General features: G+C 71.2%; 9 protein-coding genes. 7 read left to right on the top strand and 2 right to left on the bottom strand.

Annotated features, from left to right (window positions below):
- A partial coding sequence (locus AOK00_RS29785; RefSeq protein ID WP_063886690.1) for a TAXI family TRAP transporter solute-binding subunit occupies positions 1 to 982 on the top strand: 982 nt, incomplete at its 5' end.
- Positions 983 to 1,135: 153 nt separating this feature from the next.
- On the opposite strand, the gene AOK00_RS29790 is transcribed toward AOK00_RS29785, so the two are convergent.
- Together AOK00_RS29790 and AOK00_RS29795 are read right to left on the bottom strand one after the other, a co-directional pair.
- The gene (locus AOK00_RS29790; protein WP_055603330.1) at positions 1,136 to 2,569 is read right to left on the bottom strand and encodes a sensor histidine kinase; all 1,434 of its coding nucleotides are present in this window, start codon (positions 2,567 to 2,569) and stop codon (positions 1,136 to 1,138) included.
- A gap of 18 nt (positions 2,570 to 2,587) precedes the next feature.
- Positions 2,588 to 3,301 (bottom strand): response regulator transcription factor, encoded by a 714-nt coding sequence (locus tag AOK00_RS29795; protein ID WP_055603331.1) that lies wholly within the window; start codon positions 3,299 to 3,301, stop codon positions 2,588 to 2,590.
- A gap of 274 nt (positions 3,302 to 3,575) precedes the next feature.
- Here AOK00_RS29795 and AOK00_RS29800 point away from each other — a divergent pair, with 274 nt between their 5' ends.
- From AOK00_RS29800 to AOK00_RS41500, 6 genes are all read left to right on the top strand, one after another.
- Entirely contained in the window at positions 3,576 to 4,373 is a 798-nt protein-coding gene (locus AOK00_RS29800; protein WP_055603332.1) for an amino acid ABC transporter ATP-binding protein, read from the top strand.
- Positions 4,374 to 4,427: 54 nt separating this feature from the next.
- Complete coding sequence (locus tag AOK00_RS29805; protein ID WP_055603333.1) at positions 4,428 to 5,249, top strand: glutamate ABC transporter substrate-binding protein; 822 nt, start codon at positions 4,428 to 4,430, stop codon at positions 5,247 to 5,249.
- A gap of 120 nt (positions 5,250 to 5,369) precedes the next feature.
- Positions 5,370 to 6,044, top strand: coding sequence for an amino acid ABC transporter permease (locus tag AOK00_RS29810; RefSeq protein WP_055603334.1), 675 nt, complete (start codon positions 5,370 to 5,372; stop codon positions 6,042 to 6,044).
- Entirely contained in the window at positions 6,041 to 6,931 is an 891-nt protein-coding gene (locus AOK00_RS29815; RefSeq protein WP_055603335.1) for an amino acid ABC transporter permease, read from the top strand. Before AOK00_RS29810 ends, AOK00_RS29815 begins: the two co-directional genes overlap by 4 nt.
- 193 nt (positions 6,932 to 7,124) lie before the next feature.
- Positions 7,125 to 8,894 carry an FAD-dependent monooxygenase gene (locus AOK00_RS29820; protein ID WP_055603336.1) on the top strand — a complete coding sequence of 590 codons (1,770 nt, stop codon included), beginning with the start codon at positions 7,125 to 7,127 and terminating at the stop codon, positions 8,892 to 8,894.
- Between the two features lie 47 nt (positions 8,895 to 8,941).
- The gene (locus AOK00_RS41500) at positions 8,942 to 9,013 is read left to right on the top strand and encodes a putative leader peptide (protein WP_309544753.1); all 72 of its coding nucleotides are present in this window, start codon (positions 8,942 to 8,944) and stop codon (positions 9,011 to 9,013) included.
- Positions 9,014 to 9,035 lie beyond the last annotated feature (22 nt).

The following is a 9,035-nucleotide window of genomic DNA, read 5'->3' on the forward strand; positions in this document are numbered from 1 at the left end:
CCGTGCCGCCCGCCGCCGTGTCCTGGCGGGCGCGACCGCGCTGCTCGCGGTGTGCGGTGTGCTGGCGTGGTGGCTGATGCCCTTCGGTTCCCCCGTTCCCAGCGGCTCGGTCACCTTCAGTACCGGAGTCGCCACCGGCGTCTACCAGCGATACGGGGACCTCCTCAAGCAGGACCTCTCGCAGGACCTGCCCGAGGTGTCGATAACGCTGAAGGAGAGCGAGGGCTCCCAGCAGAACGTGCAGCGGGTGGCCACCGGCGAGGCCGACTTCACCATCGCGACGGCGGACGCGGTCGCCCAGTACATGCGGGAGCGCAGGCCCGGCTGGGAGCGGCTGCGCGGCTGCGCCCGGCTCTACGACGACTACGTCCAGATCGTGGTGCGGAAGGGCTCCGCGCTGCAGACGGTGCGGGACCTGCGCGGCCTGCGGGTCGGCGTCGGCCAGGACAGGTCCGGCGTACGGCTGATCGCCGACCGGGTCCTCGCGGCCGCGGGCCTCACCCCGGACCGTGACATCGTGCCGGTCCCTGCGGGCATCGACACCATGCCCGGCCTCCTTGAGCGGGGCGAGCTCGACGCCTTCTTCTGGTCGGGCGGCCTGCCCACCCAGCCGGTGCAGACGCTGTCCGAGCGCTTCGAGGTCCGGCTGCTGCCGCTCGACGCGGCGCTGATCGACCGGCTCCACGACGTCGGCGACTCGACCCGTCACTACCGGTCGGCGGTGATCCCGGCCGACGCGTACGCCAAGGCGCAGGACGGCCTGCAGATAGAGACCCTCGCGGTGGCGAACCTGCTGGTCACGACCGAGGAGGCCGACGACGACCTGGTCGAGGGCTTCACGCGTACGGTGATCGGGAGCCGGGACCGGATCGGCCGCCGGGTCCACCCGGCCCAGCTGGTGGACCTGCGGACCGCCGTCTACACCGAGCCCCTGACGCTCCACGAGGGCGCCCGCCGCTACTACCGCTCGGTGAAGCCCTGAGCTCCAGCTCCCTGAGCCGCTCGGAGGTCAGGGCCCTGGCCGCCCGGCCCACGGGCATGCTGCGAACGGGTCCGCCGGACGGTGCGCGTCGACATCGACGACACGCGGCTGTCGGTGCCCTCCCGTAGGTTCTGTCCGTTCGGCCCGACCGTCCTACCGTTCCTCCGGGGTCCACGCCTTCCCCGGCTGCGCCGCCGGGGCGTTCCGGGGCACGGTGACCGTCACGCGCAGCCCGTGGGGCTCGTTCGGTGCGAACGCGATGCCGCCGCCGCCCGCGGTGAGCAGGACGCGGGTGATCGAGAGGCCGAGGCCCGACCCCTTGATGTTCTGGTGCCGGCCCGAGCGCCAGAAGCGGTCGCCGACCCGGCCGAGCTCCTCGTCCGTGAGGCCGGGCCCGTGGTCGGCCACGACCACGGCGACGCTCTCCCCACCGGGCTGTGCCTTGGCCGTGACGGTGACCTCCTCCCCGGCCGGGGTGAACTTCAGCGCGTTGTCGATCACCGCGTCCAGCGCGCTGGAGAGCGCCACCGGGTCCGCCCATGCCGTGACCGCCCCGCACTCCCCGGTGAGCACGACGCCCTTGTCGTCGGCGACCGGCCGCCAGGACGCGACCCGCTCGGCGGCGAGCGCGCCCACGTCGATGAGCCGCAGCTCGGCCGCCGCGTGCTCGGCGAGCGCCAGGTCGAGGAGGTCGTCGAGTACCTGCGAGAGCCGCTTGCCCTCGGTCCGTACGGAGGCGATCTCCTCGTTCCCCTCGGGCAGCTCCATGGCGAGCAGCTCGATCCGCAGGAGCAGTGCGGCCAGCGGGTTGCGCAGCTGGTGGGAGGCGTCGGCGACGAACGCCCGCTGCTGTTCGAGGGCCTCCTCGACGTTGTCGGCCATCTCGTTGAACGAGAGCGCGAGCCGCCGGAGTTCGGGCGGTCCGCCGGTCGCGGCGACCCGGGAGTTCATCCGGCCCGTGGCGATGTCGTGGGTGACGGAGTCGAGGACTCGGACGGGCCGGAGGACCCAGCCGGTGAGCCGGAAGGCGGCGCCGACGGCGACCAGCATGGCCAGGGACTCTCCCGCGAAGATCAGCAGCCAGCCGCGCAGGATGCGCATGCGGAGCTGTCCGGTGGGCGAGTCGGTGACGACGACCGCGATGACGTCGCCGTCGCTGACGACCGGTGAGGCGATGATGAGCCGGGCGTGGGTCTGCCAGGGCCACACCTGGGGCGGGTCGTGGCTGCGGCGGCCGAGCAGCGACTCGTTGAAGGCGCGGCGGCCCTCCCCTTCGTACGGGACGACCCAGTCCTCGGGGGCGGCGGCCATGGACCGGTTGTCACGGTAGAAGATGCCGGCCCGGATGTCGTACACGTCGTGGTAGCTGGCGAGTTCGCCGCCGAGGGTGGTGCGCCGCTCGTCGGTGCTGGGGTTGGTCTCGCTGACGAACTGGGCGAGCGCGGCGAACCGCGCGGCGTCGTCGAGCCGGTCGACGACGACGCGCTGCTGCTCGGAGGCGGCGAGGCTGGCGGCGAGCGGGAAGCCGAGGGCGAGCAGGACGCCGGCCATCAGCACGATGAGCAGCGGAAGGAGGCGGGTGCGCACGAAGGGGCCGTCCGGCGGTTACGCGGCGGGGGTGACCAGGCGGTAGCCGACGCCCCGCACGGTCTCGATCAGGGCGGGCATCCGGAGCTTGGAGCGCAGGGAGGCGACGTGCACCTCCAGGGTGCGGCCGGTCCCCTCCCAACTGGTGCGCCAGACCTCGCTGATGATCTGTTCGCGGCGGAAGACGACTCCGGGGCGCTGCGCGAGGAGGGCGAGCAGGTCGAACTCCTTGCGGGTGAGGGGCACGCTCTCGCCGTCGACGCTGACCCGGCGGGTGGGCAGCTCGATGGTGACGGAGCCGAGCCGCAGCTGGGTTCCGTCGGCGGCCGCGCCACCGCCCGTCGTCTCCTCCGCACCGGCGTTGCGCCGGCTGACGGCGTGGATGCGGGCGAGGAGCTCGCCGGGGTCGTAGGGCTTGACGACGTAGTCGTCGGCGCCGAGGTTGAGCCCGTGGATACGGGAGCGCACGTCGCCGCGCGCGGTCACCATGATCACGGGGGTGGTGGTGAGCTTCCGGATGCGGCCGCAGACCTGGTAGCCGTCCTGGTCGGGCAGACCGAGGTCCAGCAGGATCACCCCGTACGAGGGTCGCTCGCCCTGCGCCGTGGGCAGCACGGCCTGGAGCGCCTCCTCGCCGTTGCGGGCGTGGGTCACCGTGAAGCCGTGCTTCGCGAGGATCGCGGAGAGGGCGGCGGCGACATGATCGTCGTCCTCGACGAGCAGCAGTCGCATACGTACCTCCTCCGTGGTCGCGGTCCGGTTACCGGCTCTCTGTGTACCAGGTGGTACCAAGGCATGAACGCCGATCATCGGTGTCACAGTCAAGTGTCCCCCTGTGACGGCGGCGTTTCCGTTATGCAGCCGGTACGGCCTTGGGTGTCCCGTTCACACACTGTGTCCGGTTGCGGCCGGATCGTTATCCTCAATTTCCGCTCAGATGTGATGACGGTCGTCACATCGGGTCTCTAGTGTCCTCCCCAACCGAGGAGGACGGAGCTAGAGCCCGATGAGCGGAGAGTCAGTGTCCAAGTCCGTGCCCAGGGGGCCCGAGGACACCCCGCGCGCCACGGACGACCTGGTCGTACTGTCCGGCGTGAACAAGCACTTCGGCGCACTGCATGTCCTCCAGGACATCGATCTGACGATCAGCCGCGGCGAAGTCGTGGTCGTCATCGGACCCTCCGGGTCCGGCAAGTCGACGCTGTGCCGCACGATCAACCGGCTGGAGAGCGTCGACTCCGGCACCATCACCATCGACGGCAAGCCGCTGCCGGCGGAGGGCAGGGAGCTCGCCCGCCTGCGTTCCGACGTCGGCATGGTCTTCCAGTCGTTCAACCTCTTCGCGCACAAGACGGTGCTCGAGAACGTGATGCTGGGCCAGATCAAGGTCCGGAAGACGGAGAAGAAGGCCGCCGAGGAGAAGGCCCGCGCCCTGCTCGACAGGGTCGGGGTCGGCACCCAGGCGGACAAGTACCCGGCGCAGCTCTCCGGCGGCCAGCAGCAGCGCGTGGCGATCGCCCGCGCGCTCGCGATGGGCCCGAAGGTCATGCTGTTCGACGAGCCGACCTCCGCGCTCGACCCCGAGATGATCAACGAGGTTCTCGAGGTCATGCAGCAACTGGCGCGGGACGGCATGACGATGGTCGTCGTGACCCACGAGATGGGTTTCGCGCGCTCCGCCGCCAACCGGGTCGTCTTCATGGCGGACGGTCGCATCGTCGAGCAGGCGACGCCCGAGGAGTTCTTCAGCAACCCGCGCAGTGACCGGGCCAAGGACTTCCTCTCCAAGATCCTTCACCACTGAGCGAGTTCGGGCCTATTCTTCCCAACTCACTTCTAGACCAAGGGACATTCCTCGATGAAGCTTCGTCGCACCCCTGCCGCCGCCGCGGCCGCCGTCGTCCTCGCGCTGACCGCCACCGCCTGTGGTACCGGGTCGGACTCCGGCAGCAACGGTGACAAGATCACCATCGGCATCAAGTTCGACCAGCCGGGCCTCGGCCTGAAGACCCCGGACGGCACGTACGCCGGCTTCGACGTCGACGTCGCCAAGTACGTCGCCAAGGAGCTCGGCTTCGCCGAGGACAAGATCAACTGGAAGCAGGCGCCGAGCGCCGAGCGCGAGAACCTGATCAAGAACGGTGACGTGAAGTTCGTCGTCGCCAGCTACTCGATCAACGAGAAGCGCCTCAAGGAGGTCGACTTCGCCGGCCCGTACTTCGTGACCCACCAGGACCTGCTGGTGCGCGCCGACGACTCCTCGATCACCAAGGTCGACGACCTCAACTCCAAGAAGCTCTGCTCGGTCACCGGGTCGACCTCCGCGCAGAACGTCAAGGAGAAGCTCGCCCCCAAGGCCGACCTCCAGCAGCTCGGCGGCTACTCCGAGTGCCTGACCGGCCTGGAGAACAAGCGGGTCGACGCGCTGACCACGGACGCCTCCATCCTCGCGGGCTACGCCTCGCAGAAGGAGCACCAGGGCAAGTTCAAGCTCGCCGGTCTCTCCATGAGCGACGAGAACTACGGCATCGGCCTCAAGAAGGGCGACAGCGAGCTCAAGGGCAAGATCAACAAGGCCCTGGAGAAGCTGGTCTCCGACGGTACGTGGGACAAGCTCGTCAAGCAGCACTTCGGTCCCTCGGGCTACAAGAACGACCCCGCGCCGAAGATCGCCGGCTGAACCACCCCGCCCGGTCCGTGACGGCCGCCCCGCTCGACGGCGGCCGTCACACCGGCACCGGCCGCTGCCCACGCACCGGCCTCCACACCGACCGACCACCAGGGGAGAGCGCGGGGCATCGTGTTCGACTTTCTTGATTCCGGGCAGTACGACCTGCTCGGCGCCTTCTGGGTGACGGCGAAGCTCGCCCTCTACTCGGCGATCGGCTCCCTGATCTGGGGCACCGCCCTCGCCGCCATGCGAGTCAGCCCGGTACCCCTCATGCGGGGCTTCGGCACCACGTACGTGAACCTCGTCCGGAACACCCCGTTGACCGTCGTCATCGTGGCCTGCTCGTTCGGCCTCGACCAGACGCTCGGGATCACACTCGGGGCGGACCGCTCCGAGGACATCGGCTTCCGGCTCGCGATCCTCGGGCTCATCGCCTACACCGGCACCTTCGTCTGCGAGGCGCTGCGCTCGGGCATCAACACGGTGCCGGCCGGTCAGGCCGAGGCCGCCCGTGCGCTGGGACTGAGCTTCTTCCAGGTCCTGACCCTGGTGGTCCTCCCCCAGGCGTTCCGCGCGGCGGTGGCCCCGCTCGCCAACGTCCTCATCGCCCTCACGAAGAACACCACCGTGGCGGCGGCCATCGGCGCCGCCGAGGCGGCCCTCCTGATGAGGGAGATGATCGAGAACGAGGCCGACGCGCTCTTCGCCGTCTTCGCCGTCTTCGCCTTCGGCTTCATCGTTCTCACCCTTCCGACCGGCCTGTTCTTCGGCTGGGCGGCCAAGCGACTGGCGGTGAAGCGATGAGTTCCGTCCTGTACGACACCCCCGGACCGCGGGCCAAGCGGCGCAACCTGCTCTTCACGATCGGGTTCCTCGCGGTCCTCGCCCTGGTGGCGTGGTGGGTCCTGGCGGCCCTCAACGACAAGAACCAGCTGGCCGCCGACAAGTGGAGTCCGTTCGTCACCGACTCCCGGGTCTGGACGACCTATCTGCTGCCCGGTCTGACGGAGACCCTCAGGGCGGCCGGCCTCGCGATCCTGATCGCGCTGCCGCTCGGAGCCCTCCTCGGCATCGGCCGGCTCTCCGACCACCGCTGGGTGCGGGTCCCCGTCGGCGCCGTCGTGGAGTTCTTCCGCGCCATCCCGGTGCTGCTCCTCATGGTGTTCGCGAACGCCCTCTACCGGGAGTTCACGACCGTCAGCTCCGACTTCCGCCCGCTCTACGCGGTCGTCACCGGCCTGGTGCTCTACAACGCCTCGGTGATCGCCGAGATCGTCCGGGCCGGTGTGCTCTCGCTGCCGCGCGGCCAGGGCGACGCGGCCGAGGCGCTCGGCATGCGCAAGGGCCAGACCATGATGTACGTCCTGCTCCCGCAGGCCGTCACCGTCATGCTCCCCGCCCTGGTCAGCCAGCTCGTCGTGATCGTCAAGGACACGGCACTCGGCGGCGCGCTGCTCGGGTTCACGGAGCTGCTCAGCCAGAACCGGCAGATCACCGCCAACTACGGCGCCAACACGATCGCCACCTTCACCGTCATCGCGCTGATCTACATCGCCCTCAACGCGATCGTCACCGCCCTCGCGGGACGCCTGGAGAAGCGCCTGCGCCAGGGCAAGAAGTCCGCCGCGGCGGTCATCCCCGCCCAGGGCGGACCCGCCGACGTGAAGAGCGACGCCGTGAGCGGCGCCTGACCCCTCCAGGGGTCCGTGGGACAACAGGGGTGGGCCGGAGCGGTACTGACTTCAGGTCAGCCGCACCGCGCCCACCCCGTCGCTTGACGCAAGCACCCTCAGTGGGTTGCATACGGTCTGTGATCAAGCACCGGGCTCGTGCCACACTCAGATGTGCTGCCCCCATGACCGTCCGGCCTTCAGGAGCCGCGCCGTGGACCCGGTGATCATCGTGGGCGCGGGGCCGGTAGGCCTCGCGCTCTCCCTCGCGCTCGCCGCGCAGGGCGTGCCCAGCATCGTCCTCGACGAGGGCTCGGGCAAGGACGAACCACGCCCCGCACGCAGCGTCGTGCTGCGCGCCGACATGGCCGCGATGGTCGAGCGGCTCGGCTGCACCACCCTGCGTGACGAGGGTGTCCGCTGGGTCGGCTGGCGCGGCATGCGCCGCCGCCAGGTGGTCCGCCACCTCACCCTCGACCTGGGACTCGGCGGTACGGAGGAGTGGTCCGAGGACCCCGCCGCGCCCTCCGCCCCGGCCGCGCCCCTGCACATCCCGCAGCACGCCCTCGCGCGCGGGCTCCGTGACGCCATCGCCCACCAGAAGCTGATCCGGCTCGTCACCGAGGCCCGGCTCGACACCATCGAGCAGGACCGCGACGGCGTCGTCGCCCACACCCGGGGCCCGGCGGGCACCTGGTGGCGCGGCAGCCACCTCGTCGGCTGCGACGGCGCCCGCTCGACCGTGCGCAAACTGCTCGGCATCCGCTTCCCGGGCCGTACGGCCGTGGAACGGCACGCGGTCGCCGCGCTCCGCACCGAACTCCCCTGGCCCGGCGAGGCACTGTTGCACCGTCAGCCGCCGTGGCGCGGCGCCGCCGACGAGATCACCGCCCGCCCGCTGCCCGACGGGGTGTGGCGGATCGACTGGCTGCTGCCGCCCCGGGGCGACCTCGTCACTCCCGACGCGCTGATCGCCCGGATCCGCGAGACCCTGGCCGGCTGGTGCGACGGCGTGACACCCCCGTACGAACTCATCGACACCGGCGTCCACACCCTCCACCACCGGCTCGCCCGGCGCTGGCGGGTCGACCGTGTCCTCCTCGCCGGTGACGCGGCGCACCTGCTCGGCGCGGTCGGCACCCAGGGCCTCGACGAGGGGTTGCGGGACGTCGACAACCTCGCCTGGAAGCTCGCCCACACCTGGCACCACGGAGCCTCCGAACGGCTGCTCGACAGCTACCAGAGCGAGCGGCGCGCGGCCGTCGCCCACCGGCTGCGCGGTGCCGACCAGTCGCTGCCGGTGCTGCGGGGCGGCGGCGGCCTGCGGACGTACCTTCCGGGGGCCGCGCGGGGCCATGACGCCCTCCTCACCGACGGCCATGTGGGGCGCGGCCCGCTCGGCGCGCCCCCGGCGTACCCCCACTCCCCCCTCGCGCCTCCGTACACCGAGGGCCGGACGCCGGTCGGCACCCCGGAGGGCGCCCCCGTCGAGGACGTCCGCGTGACCGCTCCCGACGGCACGACCGTACGGCTCCGGGACCGGCTCGGTCAGGGCCGCCTCCTGGTCCTCCTGGTCGCCCCCGGCACGGGGGTGTGGGACCGGCGGCACTGGCGCGGCGCCGGGGTGATGCCCCGGCTCGAAGAGGCGGTCGCCGCCCTCCCGGCGAAGGCCGAGGTCCTGGTGACGGAGGCCTACCCGGGCGCCCCCGCCCACGCCGTACTGCTGGTACGGCCCGACGGTCATCTCGTCGCGGCCTTCGCCGGGGTCCACCCGGCGGGTCTCTACGCGGCGGCGGACGCGGCCCGGGGCGGCTCGCCGACCGACGAGCCGGAGGACGGTCCGGAGACCGGGACGGACCCCGGAGCCGAGGCCGGGACGAAGGCGACATCGAAGTCCGGAGCGAAGGCGGGAGCGAAGGCCGCGGCGAAGGTGGGGGCCACCGGAGTGTCCACGGGGAGTGACCGCACAGCGGACATCCATTGATTCCCATCGGCGCGCATGGTGTACTCCGGAGCGTGACCGACACCGATGTGCGCCTGTGGCGGAGGGTCCATATGGACCTCGTCCGCTATGCGGGCTGCGTGTGTCGCCCGTCCTGCTGATCTCGCCCCTTCCCCGCGCGCG

This window comes from Streptomyces aureus (genome assembly GCF_001418135.1).
Lineage (GTDB): Bacteria > Actinomycetota > Actinomycetes > Streptomycetales > Streptomycetaceae > Streptomyces > Streptomyces aureus_A.

Bases quoted from the DNA above. Each gene is read 5' to 3' on its own strand.
- AOK00_RS29795 (WP_055603331.1), bottom strand. From the start codon at position 3,301: ATGCGACTGCTGCTCGTCGAGGACGACGATCATGTCGCCGCCGCCCTC.
- AOK00_RS29800 (WP_055603332.1), top strand. From the start codon at position 3,576: ATGAGCGGAGAGTCAGTGTCCAAGTCCGTGCCCAGGGGGCCCGAGGAC.
- AOK00_RS29805 (WP_055603333.1), top strand. From the start codon at position 4,428: ATGAAGCTTCGTCGCACCCCTGCCGCCGCCGCGGCCGCCGTCGTCCTC.
- AOK00_RS29815 (WP_055603335.1), top strand. From the start codon at position 6,041: ATGAGTTCCGTCCTGTACGACACCCCCGGACCGCGGGCCAAGCGGCGC.